We start from the raw sequence: 24,214 nt of genomic DNA on the forward strand, positions 1-24,214 counted from the left end.
GGCGAGCTGTTCGTTACCGCGACTGCGGCGCTGAGTCAGGGACATCATTCCCGTGCGAGGACAGATCCGTCGACCCCGTCTCGTCGTCGGCCTCGACCCGTCCCCGGGCCGTCGCCGACTGGAAGGCCGCGAGACGGGCTCGCAGCTGCTCAGGGTCGCGATCGATCTTCGCGGTGAACCGGTCGACGTACTCCTCGCGGTTCACCGTCCGTGCGCGCCGCGTCAGTCCGGACGCCGTGACGTCGGACTGGGCCTGGGGGCTGTAGGTGCCCGCGGACTCCGCGAACGCCTTGCCCTGGACCTCGGGCCCGTTGCGCAGCAGCGTGGACATCTCCTCGTAGAGCACGGCCGAGGCGATCCAGTCGGACCGCGCCTCGACCGAGTCCGACACGTAGGTCGGGTCGAGGGGCTCGATCGGCTCCTGGGCCGGTCGGCGGACCAGCGGTGCCGAGGCCGTGGGCGCGGCGACCTGCGGCTGTGCCGCGGTCGGCGGCGCGAACGAGGTCGGCGCGGCCGGGGCAGCGAAGGCGACGGGCTGCGGCTGCTGGTAGGCGACCGGCGCGGCCTGGGGCTGCTGGTACCCGACGGCAGCGGGCTGCTGCACGGCAGGAGCCTGCGGCTGCTGGTACGTGGCCGCGGGAGCCTGCTGGTCCGTGCCGGCGGGCTGCGAGGCGAGCGCTGCCGACGACGGCCGGATGACGGGCAGGGTGCCCGTCCGCGGGCGACGGTTGAAGATCCCGCGCTTGCGCGCCTGGCTCTCACGCAGCGACCGGCGCGTCGGCAGGTCGGCCATGAGGTCCTCGAACTTCGGCAGAGCCTCGAACGAGAGCTCCTCGGGGATCTCCTCCCGGTGCAGCGGCGCGACGGGCGCGGCCTGCGCGGCGGGAGCCGCGAACGGCGGAGCCGCCTGCACGACCGGGGGCTCGAAGCTCGCCGCAGGAGCCGCGACCGGAGCCTCGTACGCCACGACGGGCGGAGCCGCCTGCACGACCGGGGGCTCGAAGCTCGCCGCAGGAGGCGCGACCGGAGCCTCGTACGCCACGACGGGCGGGGCGAACTGCTGGACCGGGGCCTCGGCCGCCGCCGGCGCGTTGCGCTGCGGAAGGTCGGGTACGGGAGCCTGCGGCTCCACGGCCTGGACTTCCCGCGCAGCGGCAGGAGCGTCGGCGACGGGAGCCTCCGCGACCGGCGCGACGGGTGCTACGGCGATCGGCTGTTCCGCGGGCGCCGCGTCGGCCTCGGACGCACCGAGCGGCTCGATCGCGAACTGCGGGGCCCAGGTGCCGTCGTCGGGCACGAAGTCCGGGACGGAGATGTCGGTCGCCGAGACGTCCGGGGCTGCGTCGAGCTCGACGGCCTGCTGCTCGGCGGTGCTCGGGTCGGTCGTGCCCAGGGCCCGGAAGCTCGAGAACATCGCGGACCGCGTGCTCACGTCCAGGACGGGGATCTCGGCGGAAGCAGGCTGGACGGGCGGCATGACGCCGGTCGTCTCCGCAGGGCTCGAGGCGCGAGCGCGGCTCGGCAGCGAGTTGCCCGTGGCAGCGACACCCTCCGGCGGTGACCACGCGTCGGGGGCCGCGGGCAGGTCCAGGGGCAGCGACGGGGTGGCCAACGGCGGCAGGATGATCGAGCCGGTCTGCGGACCGGGGACGAACGAGGCGCTGGGTGCAGACCCGGCGGGGTCCATGCCGCGCGAACGGCGGCGGGGCATGCCCGTGGACGTGGCACCGTCGGTCAGCGCGGCGAGGTCGACGGCCACGGCGACCGGGGCCTCGTGGTCGATCTGCGGCGTCGAGGTCGTGGCCGGTCCCGAGTACACGGGTGCGGTCGGCTGCGGAGCGGGCGCCGAGATCTGGTCCGCCGCGACCTGCGTGCGGTTGTCCAGCGGGTCCGTCGGCATCGGCAGCGGCACGTTGGAGTCGGGCACGAACAGGACGTTCGGGAAGCTCACCGTGACGAGCGTCCCCGCACCCTCGGGGGCGCGCTCGAACGTGACGCGCGCACCCAGGCGGTCGGAGATGCGTCCGACCACGTACAGGCCCAGACGCTGCGACCCGACGACGTCCGACGCGGCGTGCGCGTTGACCTTGCGGTTCGCCTCGCCGATCTCCTCGGGAGTCATGCCGAGCCCGTGGTCGCGGATGATGATCTTGACGAAGCGCTCGTCGCGCCCCGTGCTGACCTCGACCGGGGTGTGCGGCTCCGAGAACATGGTCGCGTTCTCGAGGAGCTCGGCGATGAGGTGTGCCGCGTTGAGGGCGTTGTGCCCCAGCATGAGCGGGTCGACGACCAGGTTCAGGCGGACGCGGTCGTACAGCTCGATCTCGGACGACGCCGTACGGATGACGTCGGAGGCCGGCATGGGCTGGCGCACGCGTCGGCCCGAGTCGATGCCCGCGAGGACCAGGAGCGACTCGGCGTTACGACGCATCCGCGTCGCGAGGTGGTCGAGGCGGAACAGGTTCGACAGCGTGTTCGCGTCTTCCTCGGACCGCTCGAGGTCGTCGAGGAACGCGAGCTGACGGTTGAGGAGGACCTGGTCACGGCGCGCGACGTTGACGAACATCTCGGCGATCGAGCCACGGAGAGCGGCCTGCTCCCTCGCGACCTGGATGGTCGTGGAGTTCACGTCGTTGAACGCGTTGGCGAGCTGGCCGACCTCGTCGGTCGACTCGATCTCGATCGGCTGGATGCTGATGCCAGGCCCCTGACCGGGGATCGACACCTGCTCGACGAGGCGGGGCAGCTGGTCACGCACGTCCTGGGCTGCGTCGGTCAGACGACGCAGCGGGTTCACGATCTGGCGGGCGATGGCACCGGCCACCGCGATCGTGGCGCCGAAGGCGAGCAGGGTCACGAGGATCGTGATCACGGCTCGCGTCACCGCGGCCGTCGCGTTGTCCGACGCGATCTCGCCCGTCTCCGCGAGGACCTTGTCTCGGACCGGGGTGATGCCCTCGAGGTCCTTGGTCGACGCGCTGGCCCAGTCCTGCTTGCCGGTCACGCCGTACGCACCGTTTCCGGCGAGCCCGGTACGCAGCGTGACGTAGGTGCCGATGGGGGACGGGATGGTCGTCTCGGGGATGCGCAGCTCACGGACGGACTTGCGCGCCTGGTCAGCCTTGGTGTCACCCTCACCGATCAGTCGGGCGACGCGGAGCGAGTCGTTCGCGGCGTTCTCACCGGCGGCGATGTCGTTGAAGAGGAACTGGACCACGGGGAGCTCGAGCGCGACCTGGCTCATGAGCACGTCGGCGTCGACGTACGCGTCGAGGAACTGGGCGAGACGGCGGTCGTCGGACGTGTCCGCGAGGACTCGGGGGACGTCGAGGGCGTCGTCGATCAGGGCGTTGTACTTGGCCGTGAACCCGAGCTCCTGGTGAGCGTTGGTGTCCGACTTCTTGCGGATGTCCGCGAGCTCGGCCCGGTCCTTGACCGTCGCGTCGACGGCGTCACGCACGCGCTGGTCGAGCATCGACAGGTTGAGGCCGGAGTACACGGCGTCGCGGCGGTCGAGAGCCTTGTTCGTCGCGAGGCGGGCCTCCTCGACCAGGGCGGCACCGTTCTCGACCCCGCGGACGCGCTGGATCTCGGCGGCTCGCTCGGCGGCGACGGCCTTGCCGGCGACGTCCTGGGTCGCGAACGCCTTGACCAGTGCCTGTGTCTGCTGGGCGACCCGCGCCTCGTTGATCGCCTGGACCGAGAAGATCGTCGCGGCCAGGAACAGGACGAGGACAGGCAGCGCGAGTGCCGCAAGGATCTTCCCGCGAACGCTCAACCTGCGGAGCATACGAACCTCTCTCCAAACCCTGTAACCAGCGGAAGTTCGTGGGTCCCGATCGCCTCCGACCGTCCCCCACGCGCCAGACGTGCGTACTAACTATCGGTGCACTTGCCCCGCAGACCTAATCCGGTCATCCGGGGCAAGGTGGTACGTCGAGCCTCGGCTCTCCGCTGACCGACACGAATCCTCGCCGACGAGGACGTAGTGTCTTTTGTGTGCGAGCCGTCACGATAGCGGCCCCGGGCGGGCCAGAGAAACTCACCATGTCCACACTCCCCGACCCCGAACCGGGTCCTGGGGAGGTCGTGATCGACGTCGCTTCGAGTGGCGTGAACCCTGCTGACCTGCTACAACGCGCCGGACACTACCCTCCGCCGCCGGGCGCCCCGGTATGGCCGGGTCTCGAGGTCTCTGGGGTGATTTCTGCCGTTGGCCCGCGTCTCACAGAGTGGGACGTCGGCGACGAGGTCGTCGCCCTCCTCGACGGGGGAGGCTACGCGGAGAAGGTCTGCGTCCGGGCGTCCCAGGTGCTCCCACTGCCCGACGGCGTCGCGCTCGTCGACGGGGCCGCCCTGCCGGAGGCGGTCTGCACCGCGTGGAGCAACCTGGTCGACGTCGGGCGCCTCGCCCGGGGCGAGGTCCTGCTGGTGCACGGCGGCTCAGGGGGCGTCGGGTCGGTCGCCACGCAGATCGGTGCGGCCCTCGGCGCCCGGGTGATCGCGACCGCGGGCGGTCCCGAGCGCACGGCACGCTGCCTCACGCTCGGCGCGGAGGCCGCCGTCGATCATCGGGCCGAGGACTTCGTCGCGGCCGTGCGCGACGCCTCCGGGGGCGCCGGCGCGGACGTGGTGCTCGACGTCGTCGGGGCCGCCTATCTCCCCGACAACCTCCGGGTGCTCGCGACGGGCGGACGGCTGGTCGTGATCGGGATGCAGAGGGGACGTCGCGGTGAGCTCGACCTGGCGATGCTGCTCGCCAAGCGCGCCCAGGTGAGCGGCACGACCCTGCGTGCGCGGCCCGCCGAGGAGAAGGCCCGGCTCGTCCGCGACGTGCTCGAGCACGTCTGGCCCCTGGTCGCCGACGGGCGCGTACGGCCCGTCGTGCACGCGAGGCTGCCCCTGGAGCGTGCCGCGGACGCGCACCGGCTCCTGGAGTCGGGCGAGGTGTTCGGCAAGGTTCTCCTGCTTCCCTGACGCAAGGTTCGCCCCGACCGTCGCGCCGGGCGCCTGTTCGGGTCAGACTGGGGCGATGAGCGACGAGCCGCGCACCGACCAGACCTCTGACCCGAACGAGCCCGGAGAGCAGGCTCCCCCGGAGAGCGCGCCGGAGAGCGCCGAGGGCGCCCCGACGACCGAGGGCGAGACCCAGCGCGTCACGGTCGTCGGGCCGGACGGGACGAGGGTCTCGGTCGTCGCGAGCGACGACTCGACCGACGAGGACCGCAACCCGAGCGCGGTCATCGAGGAACCCGCGAAGGTCATGCGGATCGGCGGCATGATCAAGCGTCTGCTCGAGGAGGTCCGCGACGCACCGCTCGACGAGGCAGCACGCAGCCGCCTCGCGGAGATCCACGAGAGGTCCCTCAAGGAGCTCGAGGAGGGGCTCTCCCCCGACCTCGTCGCCGAGCTCCACCGCATCTCGCTGCCGTTCACCGACGACGCGGTGCCGTCCGACGCGGAGCTCCGCGTGGCACAGGCCCAGCTCGTGGGCTGGCTCGAGGGACTGTTCCACGGCATCCAGACGGCCCTCGTGGCCCAGCAGATGGCGGCGCAGGCCCAGCTCTCGCAGATCCGCCGTGCGCTGCCGCCCGGCACGATCCCTGTCCCGGGCATGCCCGGGCACCCCGGACAGCCCCCGCAGCCGGGCGTTCCGCGCGAGGGCGACGACGGGCGCCCCTCGCCCGGCCAGTACCTCTGAGGTCCGGGATCCGAGGTGCAGCGGCTGCTGCGCGGGACCTGGTCGCGTGCGTGCGACCTACGCGGGTGGCGGGTCCGTGCGCTGAGCCGTCATCGCGATGGCTCCCGAGACCAGGAGCAGGCCGACGAGCTCGAGCCACGAGGGGACCTGCTGGAGCACGACGGCGCCGATCACCACCGCGGTCGCGGGCAGCATCGCGAGGAGCACCGAGAACGTCGCCGCGCTGACCCTGCGCAGGATGAGCTGTTCGAGCACGTACGGGACGACCGACGAGCAGACGGCGATCCCGACGACCGCGAGGAGCAGCTGCCAGTCCTCGAGCACGGCCCCTGACGACGGCGCGAGGAACGGCGCGAAGACGAGGGCACCCGCGGCCATCGCGACAGAGAGCGACGTGACGCCGGACCCGGCCAGTGCCACACGACGGCCCAGCAGGATGTACGCGGCCCAGCAGGCCGCCGCCAGGGCGATCGCGACGAGCCCGATCACGACGTCCTCGCGAGGCAGGTCGGACGTGAGCGTGACGCCCGCGAGGAGCACCACACCCGCCGCAGCAACCGCGATGCCCCCGCGCTCACGCCAGCCCCGCCCGGTGATCGCCGCGACCGCCACGGGACCGATGAACTCGATCGCGACCGCCGAACCGAGAGGCAGGTGGTCGATCGCGACGTAGAACGTCACGTTCATGGCGGCCAGGGCCACACCGAACACCGCGGCCCATGCGAGGGTGCGCCACGTCCAGCGCTGCCGCCACGGGCGACGCCACGCGAGGAGCAGCACGGCCGCCACGACGATGCGCAGCCAGGCGACCTCGGGCGCGCCGACGACCGCGAACAGCCCCACCGCGATCGCGGCGCCGAGGTACTGGGTCAGCCCGGAGACGACGAAGAGGGCGGGCGGCGGGACCCGCCCCGCAGCGGAAGCCAGCGCACGGCTGGGGCCAGAGAGCACCCGACGACCCTACGTCGGCCCCTGCCGACCACGGGACCAGCAGCACCCGACGTGGTGTGACGCGCGACGTCGTCGGGCGGAGTTGTTCGCGCGGCCGTGGCCGGGCCTGGCAGGGGCCCGAGGAACGAGGGGCCGGATGGAAGGCCGTGCGAACAACCCCGCCCGACGGCGGAGCACCGAGACTCACCCCTTGACGGAACCTGCCAGGAGACCTCGCACGAAGTACCGCTGCAACGCCAGGAAGACGATGACCGGCACGATGATCGCGATGAAAGCCCCTGCCGGCAGCAGGTGCCAGCTGGCGCCCCTGGACCCGGAGAGCTCGGCGAGACGGACCGTGATCGGAGCGACGTCGCGCGCCGACCCGAACGTCAGGGCGACGAGCAGGTCGTTCCACACCCACAAGAACTGGAAGATCCCGAATGCCGCGATGGCCGGGACCAGCAGCGGCATGAGGACCGTGAAGAAGATCCGCACGTGGCCCGCACCGTCGACCCGGGCCGCCTCGACGAGCTCGCGCGGGATGTCCTTCATGAAGTTGTGCAGAAGGAAGATCGCGAGCGGCAGCGCGAAGATCGAGTGCGAGAGCCAGATGGGCCAGAACGAGCCGTCGATCCCCCAGTTCACGTACTGCGAGAGCAGCGGGACGAGCGTCACCTGGATGGGGACGATCTGCAGTGCGAACACCGCGACGAACAGGATGTTCCGGCCCCGGAAGTCGATCCACGCGAACGCATAGGCCGCGAGGAGCGCCAGGGTGATGGGGATGATGACCGCGGGCAGGGTGATCACGAACGAGTTGACCAGGTAGCTGGCGAAGTCGGTCGAGCTGCCGTACAGGGCGTCCGAGTAGTTCTCGAGCGTGAACTCGGGGTTGCTGAACGCGGTCCACCACCCGGTGCGACGGATCTCGCGTGCCGGTCGGAAGGACGTGACGAGCAGCCCGAAGGTCGGGATGGTCCAGAGAACCGCCAGGACGATCGCGATGATCGACGCGCTCTTCGAGCTCGTCGTGCGTCGCAGGGCCCCGGCCCGACGGTCGAGCCGGTCGAGCTTGCCGACGCCCTTGCCCTGCTCGGGCGTCTCGTCGACGATCGTGGTGTCGGGGATCGGGATACTCATCGGATGTCCTCCGACGCCCGGAGCTGACGGACGTTGTAGATGATGATCGGGATGACCAGGACGAAGAGGATGACGGCGAGCGCGGCGCCGAGCCCCTTCTCACCCTGTCGGAGCGCCTGCGTGTAGAACTCGTTGGCCACGACCGACGTCTCGAAGCGTCCACCCGTCATGGTCCGGACGATGTCGAAGACCTTGAGGGTGCCGATCGCGATGGTCGTGAGCACCACGATCAGCGCGGGACGGATGCTCGGGACGGTGATGTACCGGAACATCCTGGTCCCGGAGACGCCGTCGAGACGCGCGGCCTCCACGATGTCGTCAGGGATGCCCCGGATCGCCGCGGCGAGGATCGTCATGGCGAATCCCGCCTGGATCCAGATCATGACGACGATGAGGAAGAACGTGTTCCAGGGGGCGTCGAGCAGGAACTTCTGTGGTTCGAGCCCCACCCAGACGAGTATCTGGTTCAGCAGACCGATCTGGTCGAAGTTCGCCGCCTTGTACTCGTACATGAACTTCCAGATGATGCCCGCGCCGACCATCGAGATGGCCATGGGGAGGAAGATCAGCGACTTGGCGAACTTCTCGAAGCGCGAACGGTCCACGACCACCGCGTACAGGAGCCCGAGGAACGTGGAGACGATGGGGACGACGATGACCCAGACCGCCGTGTTGCGCAGGACGATCTGGAACTCGTCCCGCGTCAGCGCCGTGACGTAGTTGTCGAGCCCGACGAACTCCGTGCTGGTGCGGTTGTAGAAGGAGTCCCGGACGGTCTTGAGGCCGGGATAGAGAAGGCCGAATCCTATGAGCAGGAGAGCCGGCCCGGCGAAGACGGCGGCGATCACCCAGTTGGGCACCCGTTTGGGGAGGTCCGCCAGAAGGAGGATCACCCCCATCACGACGACGAACAGCAGGATCGCGACGATCATGACCGCGAACTTCCCACCCGTCCCCTCGGGGTTCAGTAACCAGTCCATGGAGCACTCCTTCGTGCGATGGGGGCCCGCCATGGTGGCGGGCCCCCATCTGTGGATCGTAGGTCAGGAATCAGCAGGTGGTCAGGACGTCGGCCACGATGCTTCGATCGCGTCGAGCACCGCGGTGTCCGACTTGTTGCTCGCGATCCACTCCGTCATCTCGGTCCAGAAGGATCCGGCTCCCACGGCGGCGGGCATCATGTCCGACCCGTCGAAGCGGAACACGTAGCTGTCGTCCGTCAGCAGCTCGTACGAGAGCTGGTCGATGGGCGACTGAAGGAGGCTCTTGTCGAGCTCCTTGTTGGCGCTGAGCCATCCCTGGGGGGTGGCGGTCGCCTTGGCGTTGGACCACTCGGGGCTCGTGAGGTAGGCCTGGAAGGCCTGGACCTCGGGGCGGTCGGCGAACGAGACGACGAACTCGCCGCCACCGAGCAGGGGCTTCTCGGCGTCGGCCGACTCACCCGGGAAGTAGAACGCGAAGACGTCGCCGTCCTCGGCGACCTTCAGGTCGGGGTCGAGGGTGCTCCAGTTGGCCTGGTAGAACGATGCCTGACGGTGCATGTAGCAGAGACCGTCGACGATCGGGTAGCCACCCTCGGTGAACTCGGTCGTCGCGATCGACGAGACGTCGCCGATGCCGCCGTTCACGTAGTTCTCGTTCTTCAGCACCGAGCCGACCGAGGCGAGTGCGTCGGCGATCTGCGGGTCGTTGAAGGGGATCTCGTGGTTGACCCACTGGTCGTAGACCTCGGGGCCGGCCGTGCGGAGGACGACGTCCTCCATCCAGTCGGTCGCGGGCCAGCCCGTGGCCTCGCCCGATCCGATGCCGGCGCACCAGGGCTTCACGTCGCCCTCGGGGTTGTCCTCGACGATCTGGTCGGAGAGCGCGACGAGCTCGTCCCAGGTGGTCGGGATCTCGTAGCCGGCCTCCTCGAACATCGACGGGGAGTACCAGACGAACGACTTCACGTTGGCGCCGAGCGGGGTCGCGTACAGGGTTCCGTCGACGGTCCCGTAGTCGCGCCACGACTCGGTGTAGTACGTGTCGACGTTCTCCGACGCGGCGTCCCCGACGGGCAGGATCGCGTCCGGGTAGTCCTGGACGAGGCTCTTGAGGAAGCCCGGCTGGGGGATGTAGGCGATGTCCGGCGCGCTGCCGGACTGGATGCGCACGGGCAGCTGTGCCTCGAACTCCTTGGAGCCCTCGTACTCGATCGTCGCGCCGGTGCACTCCTCGAACGGCTCGTACGACTGCTGCTGCTGGTCCGCCTCGGTGTCGACGATCGTCGTGTAGACCGTGACCGTCTTCCCCTCGAGGTCGCCGTACTGCTCGTACGCGGCGCAGTCGACCGGCGCGGCCTCCGTGTCGCCTTCCCCGCCTCCGTCGTCGCTGCCGCCGCAGGCGGTCAGGACGATCGCGAGCGCTGCTCCGCCTGCGACTGCCGCAAGTGTGCGGCGCTTGACTGACAGTGTGCTTCTTGCCATGACATTTCCTCCACAACGTTGTGGTGCTGACATCGCGGTCGGCCCGCAAGTGTCGCGGCGCATCGTCCGACGCGACCGCCCCACTGCTCATGCAAGCGTTTACATCGTCGTTGCGCAAGCACAAGCAGGGGTCACTTCAGTAACGATTCCGTTACTCATGACGCCTCGCAACCGCCCAGAGTGGTCGCGCTCCCACCACCGTGACCTGCGAAAGCCCGGAACGCTGCGGAACCGGGGTCAGCGAGGACGGGCGGTCGAGGCCCGTCGGACCAGGTGCGTCGGGTACGTCAGGCTCTCCGGGACGGGCGCGCCGTTGATCATCTCCATGAGCAGCATCGAGGCATCGGCACCCTGCTGGTACGCGTCCTGCCCGATCGTCGTGAGCCCGACCAGCTCGCCCAGGTCGTGCCCGTCCACCCCGATGACCGACAGGTCTCCCGGCACGTCCAGGCCCAGGTCTCGGGCCGCGAGGATCGCTCCCATCGCCATCTCGTCCGAGGCCGCGAAGATCGCCGTGACGTCGGGCCTGCGGCGCAGCAGCTCCCTGGTCGACGACCGTCCGCCCTCGACGTCGAACCCCCCGTTGGCCACGAGCCCGGCCGAGACCTCCAGGCCCGCGGCGACCAGCGCGCGCTCGTAGCCCGTCGAGCGCCCGACGGGCGGCGACCACGACGAGACCAGGTCAGGCATGCCCGTGACGTGCCCGATCACGCGGTGGCCCAGGTCGATCAGGTGCCACGTCGCGAGGGAGCCCGTGCGGACGTCGTCGAGGCGGACCGTGACCTGGTCCGCAGGGCCCGAGCCCACGAACGCGAGCGGGGTGCCCAGGTCGACGAGCGAGCGGACCTCGTCGTCGTCGAGCGGGAGCCCCACCACCAGGGTCCCGTCGACGCGCCGCCGCAGCACCGTGGGGTCGACCTTGCGCCGCGGCCGGTCCTCCCCCACCTCGAACGTGTAGAGCAGCACGTCGTAGCCCACCGAGCGCAGCGCCCGCTCGGCGCCCTCGATCACGTTGGCGAAGAACCAGCGGCTGACCCACGGGGTGATCACGCCGATCGTGCGGGTCCTGCCCGTCGCGAGCGAGGCCGCAGACGGCGACGGGACGTACCCCAGCTCCTCGGCCACGGCCCGGACCCGTGCGCGCGTCGCCGCCGAGACGTTCGGGAGTCCGCGCAGGGCTCGCGAGACGGTCGCCGTCGAGACCCCGGCCGCCTGCGCTACCTCGTCGATTCCTGCCACGAGGAGCGATTCTCCCCCGCGCGGGGGCCAGAAGCGATTCGCGCCCCGCCTGCGCACACCGCGCAGGCATCCTTCGCGCGCGCCCCGCCCAGGCGCCCACCGTCTCGCGACCGGACTGCGCCGGCACCCGCCGCACCCCGGGGAGTTGCGCCTCGCCTGCCCTCCCGTGACACCCTGGGAGCAGGTCGGAGAGCCCTGCGGAACCCCGCGGCGGACCCGGCACACCCGAGCACGCACCGAGAGGAACACCATGATCGAGCTGAGGACCCCCCGCGAGATCGAGCAGATGCGCCCGGCCGGCCGCTTCGTCGCGGACGTCCTCACGCAGGTCGGCGCCGCCGCGAAGGTCGGCGTCAACCTCCTCGAGCTCGACGCCCTGGCCCACCGGATGATCAAGGAGCGGGGCGCCGAGTCGTGCTACATCGACTACCACCCCTCGTTCGGGGCGAGCCCGTTCGGCAAGGTCATCTGCACCTCGGTCAACGACGCGGTCCTGCACGGCCTGCCGTTCGACTACCGCCTCCAGGACGGCGACCTGCTGAGCCTCGACTTCGCGGCGTCGGTCGACGGCTGGGTCTCCGACAGCGCGGTGTCGTTCGTCGTCGGGAACCCGCGCGGGGGCGACCGCGGTGCCGCCGACCGCAAGCTCATCGAGGCGACGCAGGACGCGCTCGCCGCGGGCATCGCGGCCGCGCAGCCGGGCAACAAGATCGGTGACATCTCGGCCGCGATCGCGGCCGTCGGGCACGGCGCCGGCTACCGCATCAACACCGACTTCGGCGGGCACGGCGTGGGCCGCACCATGCACGGCGACCCGCACGTGCCCAACGACGGCCGCAAGGGCCGCGGGTTCCCGCTCAAGCCGGGCCTCGTGATCGCGATCGAGCCGTGGTTCCTCGAGACGACCGACGAGATCTTCACCGACCCCGACGGCTGGACGCTGCGCAGCGCCGACGGCTCGCGCGGCGCGCACTCGGAGCACACCGTCGCGATCACCGAGGACGGGCCGCTCGTCCTGACGGCGCGCGACTGACGCCTCGCCCCGGGGCCGCGAGGTAGAGGGCCGACGTTGAGGTAGAGGGCTCCGGCCCTCTACCTCGACGGGTCCCCTCTACCTCGCCGGGTCCCCTCCACCTCGCGGCCGGGGAGAGGGCCTCACCCCACGGGCGCGGCGGCCTCGAGCAGCTTCATGAACTCGCGCATCCAGGCGGGGTGGTCGGGCCAGGCGCGCCCTGTGACCAGGTTGCCGTCGACGACGCCGGCCCCGTCCTCGAAGATCCCGCCGCCCGCCTCGACGTCGAGCCGCAGCTCCGGGTAGGCCGACGACGTCCTCCCCTCGAGCACCCCCGCCGCCGCGAGCAGCATGGGTCCGTGGCAGATCGCCGCGACCGGTGCCCCCGCGGCGAAGAAGTGCTGGACGATCCGCTGCGCGTCGGGGTCGTTCCGGATGTACTCCGGGGCGCGACCGCCCGGCACCACGAGCGCGACGTACTCCGACGGGTCCACGTCGGCGAACGCGACGTCGGCCGCGAGCGTGTGGCCGAGCTTCTCGGTGTACGTGTCGAACCCCTCGACGAAGTCGTGCACGACGAGCTGGACCTTGCGCTTCGAGGGCGCCGCGACGTCGACCTCGTAGCCTGCCTCCAGCAGCCGCTGGTAGGGGTAGAAGACCTCCAGGGTCTCGCCGCCGTCACCGGTCAGGAGGATCACCTTGGGAGCCATGCCGCACCTCCGTGCATGTCACCGCGCTGCGCTGCGCGAGAGCGTCCGGCGGCGTCGGCGCCTCCGGTCCCCCCAGCGTGCGCCGGGGCGTCGGCGCGGAGCAAGGGCGGTTCGCACCAGGTGAGAATCGCGTGCCCGACGCCGCCGCGCACCTCCGCGCCGGGCGTCGCTATGCTCGCCCCATGACCGCAACGTCGCGGCGAGCCGCCTCCCCGTCCCGAGCTGGTGCGCGTGCGCGGCGAGGCGGCCCGGCACCGGTCGACGAGGCGGACGTCCGCCTCATGGGAGCTGGTGCGGGACCTGCGGTGCAGGGCCGCGGCACCGGCCACGGCACGGCGCCGGACGCTGCCCGTGACGGCGCCGGCGGCCTGCGGTCTGCCGACCGCGTGCTGCAGATCCTCGCTCTCGTGGGTGCCGCGCCCCAGGGCGTCACGGCTCGCGACGTCGGCGCAGCGCTGGAGGTCTCGTCAGCGACCGCCTACCGGCTCCTCGGGACGCTGCGGTCGCACGGGTATCTCGTCCGCCGACCCGACGCGACCTACGCGCTCGGGAGGTCGGTCGAGGTGCTCGGCTCGGCGCTCCGACGACAGATCCTGCCGACGCCGCAGGTCGTCGAGGTCCTCGACGCCCTCCACACGGGGACCGACGCCCCCGCCTACCTCACGCTGTTCCGGGACGAGCAGATCGTGGTCGCGCACATCAGCGAGTCCGCGCGCCGACCCCGTATCCGCGAGCTGCACGTGGGGTTCGCCGAGGCCGCGCACACGACCGCGTTCGGCAAGCTCCTGCTCGCGGGCATGAGCACCGCCGAGCTCGATGCCTACGTCGCGGGCCACGGGCTCGACGCCGTGACCCGGCGCAGCGTGACCGGCTCCCGCCGGCTCCGCGAGGAGCTCGACGAGGTCCGGGCCCAGCAGCTCGCGGTGGAGGTCGAGGAGTACATGCCACGGCTCGCGTGCGTCGCCGCTCCCGTGCAGGTGGGCGGCGCGACGGTCGGGGCCGTGTCGGTGTCGGTCAGCGCGACCGACTTCGCGGTGCGGGGCGGGGCGCTCGAGCGGGCGGTCCGTCGTGGCGCCTGGCACGTGGGTCGGCGGCTCACGGCGGTCTGAGCCGGGTCGCGCGCGCCCCACGCCGCGACGTAGAGGGTTCGGGTCGAGGTAGAGGCCTCTGGCCCTCTACCTCGACGTCAGGCCTCTACCTCGGGGACGGCCCGCGAGCCCTCAGACCAGGCTCCGCAGCACCGCGACCGCACCGGCCTCGTCGATGCTTCCCGTGACCTCGTCGGCCGCTTCCTTGACCTCGGGGTCGGCGTGGCCCATGGCCACCCCGCGACCGGCCCAGCGCAGCATGTCGATGTCGTTGCTGCCGTCACCCACGGCCACGGTCGCGCCCGGAGCGACCCCCAGCAGACCGCGCACGCGCTCGAGCGCGCTCGCCTTGGTCACGCCCAGCGGCGCGATGTCCATCCACGCCGACCAGCCGACCGCGTACGTCACGTCGCTCAGCCCGAGCGACCGCGCGAGCTCGCTGAACTCCTCGCTCGTCGAGCCCGGGCTGCGCACCACGACACGCGTGACCTCGCCCGACCACAGCTCCTCGAAGTCCACGACCCGGTGCACGCCGTCGAGCTCGCCGTGCGGGAAGAGGTCGTTCATGCGGAAGCCGACGCCCACGTCCTCGACCGCGAAGAGCGCGTCGGGCAGCTCGTCGCGCAGGAGCCGCAGCGCGCCCTCGGGGTTGAACGTGATGACCTCGTCGACCACGTAGCCCGTGGGCGACGCGTCGTCGAAGCGAGCCGTCACGGAACCGTTCGAGCACACCATGTACCCCTCGGCGAGGCCGAGGCGCTCGGCGACGGGCAGGACCGCGATGAGCGAGCGTCCCGACGAGAGCATCACGTGGTGCCCGGCCGCACGCACAGCCGCGACGGCCTCGACGACGCCGTCGCTCAGGACGTCGTCGTGGCTCAGGATGGTCCCGTCGATGTCGAGCGCGACGAGCAGCGGGCCCTCCCCCGGGCGGGCCGGGTTCGCGGTCGGGGCCGCGTCAGGACCGGTGGTCCGACCCGGGTGCGGCGCCACGGCACCGTCACCAGGAGCACGGTCCGTGCCCGACGGCGCCACCTCGCCCGGGTACGAGGGCTCGCCTGCGGGCGCGGCGCCGTCGGGCCGGGTGGTGCTGGTGACGTCCAGGCCCTCCTGCGGACCCGTCACTCCGTGACCTTCGAGGAGCCCTTCGACGAACCCCCCGAGGAGGCCGACGGCGCGACCGGCTCGAGGACCTCGAGCCCGCCCAGGTAGGGCCGCAGGCCCTCCGGGACGCGGACCGAGCCGTCGGGCTGCTGGTGGTTCTCGAGGATCGCGACGATCCAGCGCGTCGTGCCCAGCGTGCCGTTGAGCGTGGCGACCGTGCGGGTCTCCGTCTTGCCGTCCACCTCGACGCGCTCGCGCACGCCCAGGCGGCGGGCCTGGAACGTGGTGCAGTTCGAGGTCGACGTCAGCTCGAGGTAGCGCTCCTGCGTGGGCAGCCAGGCCTCGCAGTCGAACTTGCGGGCAGCGCTCGACCCCAGGTCGCCCGCGGCAGTGTCGATCACGCGGTACGGCAGCTCGCACTTGCGCAGCATGGCCTCCTCCCAGCCCAGGAGGCGCTGGTGCTCGGCCTCGGCGTCCGCCGGGTCGATGTAGCTGAACATCTCGACCTTGTGGAACTGGTGCACGCGGATGATGCCGCGCGTGTCCTTGCCGTACGAGCCGGCCTCGCGGCGGTAGCACGCGCTCCAGCCCGCGTAGCGCTTGGGGCCGTCCGACAGGTCGAGGATCTCGCCCGAGTGGTAGCCCGCGAGCGCGACCTCGCTCGTGCCGACCAGGTACAGGTCGTCGGCCTCGAGACGGTAGATCTCGTCCGCGTGGGCGCCCAGGAAGCCCGTGCCCTGCATGATCTCGGGACGCACGAGCGTGGGCGTGATGACGGGCGTGAAGCCCTCCTGGATCGCCTGGTCCATCGCGGCGTTGAGCAGCGCGAGCTCGAGGCGCGCCCCGATGCCCGTGAGGTAGTAGAACCGCGCGCCCGACACCTTGGCGCCGCGCTCGGTGTCGATCGCGCGCAGGCCCTCGCCCAGCTCGAGGTGGTCGCGGGGCGTGAAGCCCTCGGCCGCGAAGTCGCGGATGGTGCCCTCCTCGCGGAGCACGACGTAGTCGTCCTCGCCGCCCGGAGGGGCCCCCTCGATCACGTTGGAGATCTTGTAGAGGACGTCCTTGAGCTGCGCCTCGGCGTCGTCGGCGTCCTTCTGGCGGGCCTTGACGCCCTCGGCGAGCTGCTTGGTGTGCGCGAGCAGGGCGGTCTTCTCCTCGCCCTGCGCCTGGGCGACCTTCTTGCCCAGGGACTTCTGCTCGGCGCGCATCTGCTCGAAGTCCGTCAGCGCGCTGCGACGGCGGGAGTCGGCGTCGAGCGCCTGGTCCACGAGGGCGGGGTCGTCGCCGCGAGCCACCTGGCTGGCGCGGACGACGTCGGGGTTGTCGCGCAGAAGTCGAAGATCGATCACCACTAGAGGGTATCCAACGTGCGGGAGGGCGCGGCACGGGGCCCGCCGACGGCACGTCCGGCGGGCGGGCCGGTCACCCCCGGCGGCCCAGCGGGATCACGAGCGGCGTCCCCGTGACCGGGTCGTCGATGATCGTGCACCGCAGCCCGAACACCTCCTCGACGAGCTCGGCCGTCACGATCTCCCCGGGAGCCCCCTGCGCGACCACGGCGCCGTCCTTCATCGCGACCAGGTGCGTCGCGTAGCGGCACGCGTGGTTGAGGTCGTGCAGCACCGCGACGAGCGTGCGCCCCTCGCGGTTGAGGTCGCCGAACAGCTCGAGCAGCTCGATCTGGTGCGCGATGTCGAGGAACGTCGTGGGCTCGTCGAGCAGCAGCAGCTCGGTCTCCTGAGCGAGCACCATGGACACCCACACGCGCTGGCGCTGCCCGCCCGACAGCTCGTCGACGGGCCGCGCCGACAGCGGCGTGACCTGCGTGGCCGCGAGCGCCCGCACGACGGCGTCCTCGTCGTCGCGCGACCACTGCCGCAGGAGCTTCTGGTGAGGGTAGCGGCCGCGCGCCACGAGGTCCGCGACCGTGATGCCGTCGGGCGCGATCGACGTCTGGGGCAGGAGCCCGAGCCGGCGCGCGACCTCCTTGGCCTTGTACGACGTGATGGTCTTCCCGTCGAGCACGACCTGCCCGGCGCTCGGGGTGAGGAGGCGCGACAGCGCGCGCAGCAGCGTCGACTTGCCGCACGCGTTGGGCCCGACGATCACGGTGAAGGACCGGTCGGGGATCGCGACGTCGAGCCCCTGGGACACGATGCGCTCGTGGTACCCGATGCTGAGGCCCTCGGCGCGCAGCCGGGGCTCGCCCGGGGCCGCGGGGGCGGCCTGCGGAGGGGCTCCCTGCCCGACGGCGGGGCTCGCCGCGGGCGCGTCGGCCTCGGCCGGGGTCGTGGTCACCGGGTGCGTCGTGGCGGTCATCGCCGTCTCCTCGGGAGGGGTGGGGCTGGTCGGGGGTGCGTCGGCGGCCGGTGCGGTCGGGGCGGCCGGGCCCGTGCGGGTCGCGGGCCGGCGGGTCGCGGGTCGGGTCCAGGTGCTCACTGTCGCCTCGCCTCCCGGGCCAGCAGCCACACGAGGTAGCAGCCGCCGATGCTCACGGTCACGACGCCCACGGGCAGCTGGGTGGGTGCGAAGGCCCGCTGGGCGACCAGGTCGCTCGCGGCGAGCAGCGCCGCGCCCATGGCGGCCGAGGACGCGAGGCCGACGGTCGCGCCGCGCGTGAGACGCCGCGCGAGCTGGGGGGCCGCGAGCGAGATGAACGCGATCGGGCCGGCCGCCGCCGTGACGAGCGCGGTCAGCGCGACCCCCACGACGACGAGCGAGAGCCGCGTGCGCTCGGAGCGGACCCCGAGGGCCTGCGCGGCGTCGTCGCCCATCTCGAGGACGTTCATGCGTCGCCCCAGGAGGAACAGCGGGGGCACGAGGACCGCGAGGATCAGCACGACCGGCAGGACCTGGGTCCACGACAGCCCGTTGAGGCTGCCCGCTCCCCAGGTCGCGGCGGCCATGGCGCGCGAGAGCTCGGCCTTGAGGATGAGCCACGTGTTGACCGAGGCGAGCATCGCGCTGATCGCGATGCCCACGATGATGAGCCGGAAGCCCTGCACGCCGTTCTTGTACGCGAGCAGGTAGACGATGCCCGCGGTCGTGAGCCCGCCGATCATGGCCCCGGCCGCGACCGCGCCGTACGAGCCGCCGAGGACCAGGATCACGACGAGCGCACCGGTGTAGGCGCCCGTGTTGAACCCGATGATGTCGGGGCTGCCGAGGGGGTTGCGGGTCAGCGACTGGAAGATCGCGCCGCTCATCCCCAGGGCGCCGCCCAGCAGGATCGCGAGCAGGACGCGTGGCAGCCGCCACTCGACGACGACCATGCGGACCACGTCCGAGGCCTCGCCCGTCAGGGCGCGCAGCACGTCGGGGACCGCCACGGCGTAGTCGCCCACGCCGAGCGCCACGACGCCGACCGCCGCGGCGAGCAGCACCAGCACGAGCGTCACGACGGCGGCGCGCACGTCGAGGCGCGCGGAGAACCGTCCTCGGCGCGAGCGCAGGACGCGGGTCGGCCGACCGAAGTCGAGCCGTTCGGCCTGAGCGCGGTCGGTGACCGGGGCCGGGGTCTGCACAGGAGCCGTCACAGCCCGCTCACCTGCCTGCGTCGCACGAGCCAGATGAGGACCGGGGCGCCGACGAACGCCGTGACGATGCCGACCTGCAGCTCGGCGGGCCGCAGGACCAGGCGCGCTGCGACGTCGGACACCAGGAGAAGGACGGGCGACAGGACGAGCGTGTAGGACACGATCCACCGCTGGTCCGGGCCGACGATCCAGCGTGCGACGTGCGGGACCATGAGCCCCACGAACCCGATGGGGCCCGCGGCCGCGGTCGCGGCGCCGCACAGGAGCGTCACGGCGATCACGACGATCGTGCGGGTCCGGTTGATGTGGGCGCCGAGCGACCGGGCCAGGTCGTCGCCCCGCGCGACCGCGTTGAGCGGGCGCGCCGCGACGACCGCGAGCACGACGCCCACGAGGATGAACGGCGTGACCGTCCCGACCATCTCCCACGAGCGGTTGCTGAGGGTGCCCGCCCCCCAGTAGCGCATCTTGTCGAAGACCTGCGGGTTGAGCAGCGTGATGCCGGACGAGATCCCGCCCAGCACCGCCCCGATCGAGATGCCGGCGAGCGTGAGCCGGACGGGCGTCGCGCCCCCGCGCCCGAGCGAGCCGATGAGGTACACGACGACCGTCGTGACGATCGCCCCCAGGAACGCGAACCAGATGTACTGCTGGATGTTGACGACGCCGAACGTCGCGACCCCGATCACGACCGCGAAGCCCGCGCCCGCGTTGACGCCCAGGATGCCGGGGTCGGCGAGCGGGTTGCGGGTCAGGGCCTGGATGAGCGCGCCCGAGAGGCCGAGCGCGACCCCGACCAGGAGGCCGAGGGCCGTGCGGGGCAGGCGCAGGTCGCGCAGGATGACCACGTCGTTCGGGTCGGCGCCGGGGGCTCCGACGAGCGCCGACCACACCGAGGCCAGCGGGATCGTCTTGGAGCCCACGGCGAGGCTCACGAAGAGCATCAGGACCAGGACGCCGACGGCGACGAGCAGCCACGCGGTCCGCGAGGCGTTGGTCGCGGCGAGACCGGGCGCCCTGTCCGCGGTCGGGGCCTGCGCGGGGGCGGCCGGACCACCCCCGGCGGTCGCGTCGTGCGACGCGCCGCTCGGGGCCGCCCCCGCGGGGGCACGTTCGGTCGTCGTCATCTCACAGCCCCAACGACTCGAGCTTGTCGAAGTACGCGTCGGTGATCTCTTCCTCGTCGCGCTCCTCGTCGGCCCACAGGGAGTCGATCCACGCCTTGACGCTCGGGTCGAGGTTCTCCCAGCGCTCCTCCCACTCCTCGGCCTTCGCGGTCCAGTACCCGATGGTCTTGTAGGCCGTGACGGGCAGCCCGCGCTCGTGGCGCAGGTACTTGCGGACGGCACGCAGCACCTTGGTCTCCCCTGCGAACCAGACGTACCCGACGCCGTCGGGCAGCTCGATGCTCCGCAGGATCTCCTCGAGCCGGCACGGCCGGTGGCCGTTGCCGCCGTAGACCCACGCGATCTCGACGTCGGGGTTCACGGGGAAGGACTGGCGGTGGCCCGCGTCGGGCACCTCGACGACCACGCGCGTGAGCACGCCCGCCGGGGCCTGCTCGATCAGGCGCCCGACCGCGGGCAGGCCCGTCGCGTCCGCGAGGAGGATCTGCCACGCGAGGTCCGCGGGCGGGTCGTACAGCCCGTGGGGCGTGTTGAGCCCGACGACGTCGCCCGGCCTCGCCTGCCGGGCCCAGGTCGCGGCGACCCCGCCCTCGTGCACGACGAAGTCGATCACGACCTGGCCGGGCTCGGGCACGGCCCGGACCGTGTAGGTCCGCATGGGTGAGGGCTCGACGCCCTCGGGGTAGTCCCACGACGTCTCGGTCGCGAAGGGCAGGACCGGCTCGGTCTCGCCCGGGACGGGCAGGAAGACGCGCAGGTACTCGTCTCCCACGCCCGTCGACTCGAAGTCGGCGAGACCCTCGCCACCCAGCGTGACCCGGATCATGCCGGGGGTCAGGCGCTCGACCGCCACGACCTCTGCCCGGTGGATGCGCATCACGGCAGCAGCGCCTTCTCGACGACCTCGAGGAACGCGTACTGGCCGCTGGGCGACCCGTAGACCATCTCGAGGTCGTGGACCGCGACGTGCTGGTTCGTGACGAACGGCAGGGCGGCCCACAGGCCGTTGCTCGCGAGCTCGGCGAACGGGTCGTCGAGCTCGCCCGTCTTCTCGTCCGGCGCGGTCGAGGTGAAGGCCCAGTCGATGCCCGCGAGCTGCTCGAGCTGCTCGGTGCCGAGCGTGGTGCCCTCCTCGGGCTCGACGAGCGGCGAGATCTTCAGGCCCAGGTCGTCGAAGACCAGGCAGGGCGTGCCGTAGCAGGACACGATGATCTCGCCGTCGCCGTAGCCGACCGGCGCGACGACCGGGTCGATGCCGGCCTCGGCGAGGCGGGCCTTCACGTCGTCGACCTTGGCCTGGTACTTCGCGGTCCAGGCGTCGTGCTCCTCGACCTTGTCGAACGCCTCCGCGACCTCGGCGAAGCTCTCGCGCCAGTCACGGCCGTCGAACCCGTTGAAGCTGTACGTCGGGGCGATGTCGGGAAGCTTGGTCACGAGCTCGTCGTCGTAGCCCAGGCCGTTGAGGATCACGTCGGGCTGGGCGGCGAGGATCTCCTCGTAGTTGTACTCGGGGAAGTTCTCGAACGTCTTGATGCCCTCGAGCGCCTCCTGGTCGAAGAACGACGGGAAGGTCGTGTACCCCTGCGAGCGGATGGGCTGCGACCCGGCGAGCGGGATGCCCAGCGTGATGAGCATGTCGAGGTCGGTCGTGTACACACCGAGCGCGGCCTGCGGGTCTGCCGGGATCGTGGTCTCGCCGAACGCGCTCTGGACCGTGCGGGTGCCGGCATCGTTCGTGCCGGCGCCGCTCGTGCCGCCGCCGTCCCCGGCGTCGGTACCCGACGCGCACGCGCCCAGGAGCAGGGCGAGCGTGGCGGCCGAGGCGGTCGCGAGCAGGGTGGACCGGCGGGTGGTGCGTGTGGTCATGGGACTTCCTGGTTCGGGTGGCCGCGAGGTCGCGGCGTGGGACGGAGCCGTCGTGGGAGCCCGCGGTCGCGGGCGTCGATCGGCCGTGGGGCAGCAGGGTCGTGGCGCTGGGCGCCCGCGGCCCCGGGTCAGAGCAGGTGCGCGGCCTCGCGCAGGTCCTCGGCGAAGACCTGGGCCGTCAGGGCGAGCCCGAAGTTGCGGTCGTAGCGGAGCTCGGCCACGCGCCCCGCCTGGACGGCGGGCACGGCCAGCCACGCGGGGTTGGACGCCGCGGGGTCGTCGGGGTTCTGGAGGATGATCAGGTCGGCGCCGTGGAAGACGTCGAGGTTCTCGAACGAGAAGCGCTGGACCGAGCCGTTGCTCTGCCCGGCGGCCGGGAGCACGAGGTCCATGCCGACGTCGCGGGCGATGCCCGAGCAGTAGCTGTCGGGCTCCTGGATCCAGAAGCCCTCCTCGTCGGCTCCCGCGATGACGACCTTGCGGCCGGTCACGAGCGGGGCGATCTCGGCGGCGACGTCCGCGGCCGTGGCGTCGTAGGCGTCGATCGCCTCGGTCGCCTGCTGCTCGCGGCCGAACGCGGCGAGCTGGCGCCGCAGCGAGGCCTTCCAGTCGGGGTCGTCGTCACCCACGACCAGGACGGGAGCGATGCCCTCGGCCAGCAGCTCGTTCTCCTGGTAGTACGTCCACCACCCCGCACCGACCACGAGCATGTCGGGCGAGTGGGACAGGATCGACTCGGCATTGGGCTCGATGTTGGAGCCGCCCAGGTGCTCGACGCCCTGCGGCAGGTGCGCCATGAGGTGGCTCTCGTCGGACCACTCGGTCGCCACGATCGGCAGCCCGGCGAGGATCGCGAACTCGAGCCCGGCCCGGGCCTCCAGGACGACGACGCGCTCGGGGTGCAGGGGCAGGTCCGTGCGGTAGCCGTCGTGCTCGAACGGCATGGTCTCGCCGCCGGCAGGTGTTCCCGCCGCCTGGCCCGACCCGTCGCCGCACGCGGCGAGGAGCCCCGCGACCGTGAGCGCCCCGGCGCCGATCAGGAAGTCGCGGCGCGTGATCGCCGCGACGACCCGTTGCCACCGGTCGTCGCCGACCGGGATGGACGAAGCGTCCGCAGGGATGTCGGGGCGGGCGGTCAGGACGAGGGTCACGAGGTCTCCCGGTCGGGCGACGGCGACACGACGATCCCCGTCAGAGGCAGTTAGGTATCCCTACCCTAACCACGTCGGGAGCGCAGAAGCTGGCCGATCGTCGCTGCCAGAGGCCAGGGGATGTTCCGCATCGGCCTTGACCGACGCGACGTACCAGCCCGGGGTGTGGCCGAGGACCCGCCGGAAGGACTGCACGAACGCGCTCGGCGTCCGGTACCCCACCCGGCGGCTCACGGTCCCCACGGGCATTCCGCCCGCGAGCAGGCCGATCGCGACCCGGACCCGCGCGTGGATGCGCCACTGCGCGAACGTCATGCCCGTCTCGCGATGGAACAGCCGCGAGAAGTTGCGCACGCTCACCGACACCTCGCGCGCCCACGCCTCGAGCGAGCGCGTGTCTGCCGGGTCGTCGAGCAGCCGTCGGGCGACCGACTCGAGGCGCGCGTCCGAGGGCATGGGCAGCACCATGGGCGTGACGTCCACGGGAGACAGGAGGTCGACGACGACACGCTCGCTGCGCCGTCGGGCCGCGGGGTCCATGCCGTGCCTGAACAGATGGACCATGAGCTCGCGCGCCGCCGGAGGGACCGAGACCGCCGTGGTGCGGTGCGCGCGGTCGAGGACCGCGACGAACGTGTCCTCCGCGGAGGCAGCAGCGCCGGGCGAGTCGGGCCGCTCGCCGGGTCGCCCGTCCGGCTGACTGGAGGCCCGCTCGACCGACGGCGCCGACAGGTCCGCGTCGACGTAGGTGCAGTAGAACCCCGTGCCGCCCGCGGTCTGGACCGCGTGCGCGACACCCGCCGGGATCCACAGCCCGATCGTCGGCGGGACCGCGAAGAAGCCGTGCTCGGTCTCGACCGTGAGCACGCCCTGCGTGCCCCACAGCAGCTCGTGGAACGCGTGCACGTGCACGGGCCACAGACCCGGGGTGCTGGGCGGGAAGTGGGACGTCGAGACCGACCGGACCTCGCGGGCCGCGGCCACGATCGCGACGTCCTCGGCGTGCTGCGCACGCTGGGCGGCAGCGGGGCGGACGCCGTCGGGCATGACGATCGGGACGAACGGGACGGAGGGAGGCGCCTGGCCGATGAGCGACATGATCCGGCAGGCTATCCCACATCGGCTCATGAAGGTAAGCATTA

General features: G+C 71.9%; 20 protein-coding genes. 4 read left to right on the forward strand and 16 right to left on the reverse strand.

Going from position 1 to position 24,214, the window contains the following annotated elements:
- Nucleotides 1–13 precede the first annotated feature (13 nt).
- A complete protein-coding gene (locus H9641_RS03540) occupies nt 14–3,778 on the reverse strand; it encodes a sensor histidine kinase (protein WP_191801052.1) in 3,765 nt (1,254 codons plus the stop codon).
- Nucleotides 3,779–3,999: 221 nt separating this feature from the next.
- Here H9641_RS03540 and H9641_RS03545 point away from each other — a divergent pair, with 221 nt between their 5' ends.
- Nucleotides 4,000–4,977: an NAD(P)H-quinone oxidoreductase gene (locus H9641_RS03545; RefSeq protein ID WP_191801055.1), complete on the forward strand. Its 978-nt coding sequence runs from the start codon at nt 4,000–4,002 to the stop codon at nt 4,975–4,977.
- 55 nt (nt 4,978–5,032) lie between these two features.
- Complete coding sequence (locus H9641_RS03550) at nt 5,033–5,701, forward strand: bacterial proteasome activator family protein (RefSeq protein WP_191801057.1); 669 nt, start codon at nt 5,033–5,035, stop codon at nt 5,699–5,701.
- Nucleotides 5,702–5,758: 57 nt separating this feature from the next.
- On the opposite strand, the gene H9641_RS03555 is transcribed toward H9641_RS03550, so the two are convergent.
- From H9641_RS03555 to H9641_RS03575, 5 genes are all read right to left on the reverse strand, one after another.
- Complete coding sequence (locus tag H9641_RS03555; protein ID WP_318244360.1) at nt 5,759–6,652, reverse strand: EamA family transporter; 894 nt, start codon at nt 6,650–6,652, stop codon at nt 5,759–5,761.
- Nucleotides 6,653–6,835: 183 nt separating this feature from the next.
- The gene (locus H9641_RS03560; protein WP_191801059.1) at nt 6,836–7,774 is read right to left on the reverse strand and encodes a carbohydrate ABC transporter permease; all 939 of its coding nucleotides are present in this window, start codon (nt 7,772–7,774) and stop codon (nt 6,836–6,838) included.
- Nucleotides 7,771–8,754: a carbohydrate ABC transporter permease gene (locus H9641_RS03565; RefSeq protein ID WP_191801061.1), complete on the reverse strand. Its 984-nt coding sequence runs from the start codon at nt 8,752–8,754 to the stop codon at nt 7,771–7,773. The genes H9641_RS03560 and H9641_RS03565 overlap by 4 nt, the downstream gene beginning before the upstream one ends.
- An 81-nt stretch (nt 8,755–8,835) precedes the next feature.
- On the reverse strand, nt 8,836–10,239 hold the full coding sequence (locus H9641_RS03570) for an ABC transporter substrate-binding protein (protein WP_191801063.1): 1,404 nt from the start codon (nt 10,237–10,239) through the stop codon (nt 8,836–8,838).
- 237 nt (nt 10,240–10,476) lie between these two features.
- Entirely contained in the window at nt 10,477–11,478 is a 1,002-nt protein-coding gene (locus tag H9641_RS03575) for a LacI family DNA-binding transcriptional regulator (protein ID WP_318244361.1), read from the reverse strand.
- A 250-nt stretch (nt 11,479–11,728) separates the two neighbouring features.
- On the opposite strand from H9641_RS03575, the gene map reads away from it, so the two are divergent.
- Complete coding sequence (gene map / locus H9641_RS03580) at nt 11,729–12,511, forward strand: type I methionyl aminopeptidase (RefSeq protein WP_191801067.1); 783 nt, start codon at nt 11,729–11,731, stop codon at nt 12,509–12,511.
- Between the two features lie 122 nt (nt 12,512–12,633).
- Here map and H9641_RS03585 read toward each other — a convergent pair whose 3' ends face one another.
- Entirely contained in the window at nt 12,634–13,200 is a 567-nt protein-coding gene (locus tag H9641_RS03585) for a DJ-1/PfpI family protein (protein ID WP_191801069.1), read from the reverse strand.
- 182 nt (nt 13,201–13,382) lie between these two features.
- Between H9641_RS03585 and H9641_RS03590 the strand changes: the two genes are divergently transcribed.
- Nucleotides 13,383–14,309, forward strand: coding sequence for an IclR family transcriptional regulator (locus H9641_RS03590; protein ID WP_191801071.1), 927 nt, complete (start codon nt 13,383–13,385; stop codon nt 14,307–14,309).
- 111 nt (nt 14,310–14,420) lie between these two features.
- On the opposite strand, the gene H9641_RS03595 is transcribed toward H9641_RS03590, so the two are convergent.
- The 9 genes from H9641_RS03595 to H9641_RS19930 all read right to left on the reverse strand — a co-directional run bounded on the left by H9641_RS03595 (nt 14,421) and on the right by H9641_RS19930 (nt 24,170).
- Nucleotides 14,421–15,203 carry an HAD family hydrolase gene (locus H9641_RS03595; RefSeq protein WP_191801169.1) on the reverse strand — a complete coding sequence of 261 codons (783 nt, stop codon included), beginning with the start codon at nt 15,201–15,203 and terminating at the stop codon, nt 14,421–14,423.
- Nucleotides 15,204–15,409: 206 nt separating this feature from the next.
- Nucleotides 15,410–16,741 carry a serine--tRNA ligase gene (serS, locus tag H9641_RS03600; RefSeq protein ID WP_191801073.1) on the reverse strand — a complete coding sequence of 444 codons (1,332 nt, stop codon included), beginning with the start codon at nt 16,739–16,741 and terminating at the stop codon, nt 15,410–15,412.
- A 73-nt stretch (nt 16,742–16,814) separates the two neighbouring features.
- Nucleotides 16,815–17,711, reverse strand: coding sequence for an ABC transporter ATP-binding protein (locus tag H9641_RS03605; protein WP_191801075.1), 897 nt, complete (start codon nt 17,709–17,711; stop codon nt 16,815–16,817).
- A 116-nt stretch (nt 17,712–17,827) separates the two neighbouring features.
- Nucleotides 17,828–18,928 carry a FecCD family ABC transporter permease gene (locus H9641_RS03610; RefSeq protein ID WP_318244362.1) on the reverse strand — a complete coding sequence of 367 codons (1,101 nt, stop codon included), beginning with the start codon at nt 18,926–18,928 and terminating at the stop codon, nt 17,828–17,830.
- Nucleotides 18,925–20,055 (reverse strand): iron chelate uptake ABC transporter family permease subunit, encoded by a 1,131-nt coding sequence (locus H9641_RS19925; protein WP_225219882.1) that lies wholly within the window; start codon nt 20,053–20,055, stop codon nt 18,925–18,927. The genes H9641_RS03610 and H9641_RS19925 overlap by 4 nt, the downstream gene beginning before the upstream one ends.
- A 1-nt stretch (nt 20,056) precedes the next feature.
- Nucleotides 20,057–20,932 carry a siderophore-interacting protein gene (locus H9641_RS03615; RefSeq protein WP_191801171.1) on the reverse strand — a complete coding sequence of 292 codons (876 nt, stop codon included), beginning with the start codon at nt 20,930–20,932 and terminating at the stop codon, nt 20,057–20,059.
- A complete protein-coding gene (locus H9641_RS03620) occupies nt 20,932–21,921 on the reverse strand; it encodes an ABC transporter substrate-binding protein (RefSeq protein WP_191801079.1) in 990 nt (329 codons plus the stop codon). The genes H9641_RS03615 and H9641_RS03620 overlap by 1 nt, the downstream gene beginning before the upstream one ends.
- Before the next feature lie 128 nt (nt 21,922–22,049).
- Nucleotides 22,050–23,072, reverse strand: a complete 1,023-nt coding sequence (locus H9641_RS03625) for an ABC transporter substrate-binding protein (RefSeq protein WP_191801081.1) — start codon at nt 23,070–23,072, stop codon at nt 22,050–22,052.
- Nucleotides 23,073–23,132: 60 nt separating this feature from the next.
- Nucleotides 23,133–24,170 (reverse strand): helix-turn-helix domain-containing protein, encoded by a 1,038-nt coding sequence (locus H9641_RS19930; protein ID WP_225219883.1) that lies wholly within the window; start codon nt 24,168–24,170, stop codon nt 23,133–23,135.
- Between the last annotated feature and the right edge of the window lie 44 nt (nt 24,171–24,214).

It is taken from the genome of Oerskovia merdavium, assembly GCF_014836755.1.
GTDB classification, from domain to species: Bacteria; Actinomycetota; Actinomycetes; order Actinomycetales; family Cellulomonadaceae; genus Oerskovia; species Oerskovia merdavium.

Coding starts and splice junctions, on each gene's coding strand:
- H9641_RS19930 (WP_225219883.1), bottom strand. CDS start 24,170: ATGTCGCTCATCGGCCAGGCGCCTCCCTCCGTCCCGTTCGTCCCGATC.
- H9641_RS03560 (WP_191801059.1), bottom strand. CDS start 7,774: ATGAGTATCCCGATCCCCGACACCACGATCGTCGACGAGACGCCCGAG.
- map (WP_191801067.1), top strand. CDS start 11,729: ATGATCGAGCTGAGGACCCCCCGCGAGATCGAGCAGATGCGCCCGGCC.
- H9641_RS19925 (WP_225219882.1), bottom strand. CDS start 20,055: ATGACGACGACCGAACGTGCCCCCGCGGGGGCGGCCCCGAGCGGCGCG.
- H9641_RS03585 (WP_191801069.1), bottom strand. CDS start 13,200: ATGGCTCCCAAGGTGATCCTCCTGACCGGTGACGGCGGCGAGACCCTG.
- H9641_RS03615 (WP_191801171.1), bottom strand. CDS start 20,932: ATGCGCATCCACCGGGCAGAGGTCGTGGCGGTCGAGCGCCTGACCCCC.
- H9641_RS03620 (WP_191801079.1), bottom strand. CDS start 21,921: ATGACCACACGCACCACCCGCCGGTCCACCCTGCTCGCGACCGCCTCG.
- H9641_RS03605 (WP_191801075.1), bottom strand. CDS start 17,711: ATGACCGCCACGACGCACCCGGTGACCACGACCCCGGCCGAGGCCGAC.
- H9641_RS03590 (WP_191801071.1), top strand. CDS start 13,383: ATGACCGCAACGTCGCGGCGAGCCGCCTCCCCGTCCCGAGCTGGTGCG.
- H9641_RS03550 (WP_191801057.1), top strand. CDS start 5,033: ATGAGCGACGAGCCGCGCACCGACCAGACCTCTGACCCGAACGAGCCC.
- H9641_RS03565 (WP_191801061.1), bottom strand. CDS start 8,754: ATGGACTGGTTACTGAACCCCGAGGGGACGGGTGGGAAGTTCGCGGTC.
- H9641_RS03570 (WP_191801063.1), bottom strand. CDS start 10,239: ATGGCAAGAAGCACACTGTCAGTCAAGCGCCGCACACTTGCGGCAGTC.